Source organism: Oleiphilus sp. HI0043, assembly GCF_001634935.1.
The window spans coordinates 1-736 of sequence record NZ_LWEY01000111.1 but is presented as its reverse complement, the minus strand read 5'-3'; the positions used below and the strand labels follow the sequence as shown (position 1 = coordinate 736).

Genomic DNA, 736 nt, shown 5'->3' with positions numbered 1-736 from the left:
GAGAATACGAGAAAGATAAGTTTGCTGAATAGCTGGTTTACCTCCTGTCGTAGTGCTTTTCCCTGTTCCCGTTGCTTTGATAGTTGCTCGACTGTTTTGTTTACTATCAAATATGTCTTCCTGAGTTTTGCTGTCTTCAGCCTGCTTTGTTTCTGCTTGCTTAGTTTCTGGTTGAGTCGTTTCTAGCTTTTTAGCCACCTGCTCAGGAGCAGGAAGCTCGGCTGGCAGATCTGTTTGCTTCTTCTCCATATCAATTGTTTCGACGGGTGTGGGTTCTTCTATTGTTTCTTCTATTGCTTCAAGCGCTGGTTCGATTTCTGCGACTTCGTCTGGTGTTTGGGTTTCTTTGATATCGACAAGCTCTTCTTGAACTTGCTCGTTGGGTGCTTCTTCACTTGAGGCCGCGGCACTGGTATCCACAAAGCTTCCTGCCAGACCCAGGCCTGCTATTAAGCCGTCTTCACCTGCTTGTTGAGCTCCGCTTATGGCAATAGTAGAGGGCAAGCTATAGATGCTATAAGCTAGTGCCAGGGAAAAGTGGAGCGCGATCGCAAAGAGACTTGCTGTTGTTATGTGAGCACTTTTGATCTTCATGGCTGAATCGTCTGAATGCTCAGGCTTTCCATGCCGTAAGTTCGTGCCAGCTTTAGCACCGGGTCTAATGCAGAAGCGGGAAGCTGGCGGTGAATGCGTATACTCAGTTCTGTGATCGTCTGATCAGAAAACACTTTGCTAA

Annotated in this window: 1 protein-coding gene; it reads right to left on the bottom strand. The window is 47.0% G+C overall.

Annotated elements, in window-relative coordinates; translation table 11 throughout:
* Positions 1 to 594, bottom strand: a 594-nt coding sequence (locus tag A3729_RS02100; protein WP_197475489.1) for a hypothetical protein, incomplete at its 3' end; no start/stop codon positions are given.
* Positions 595 to 736: the final 142 nt, after the last annotated feature.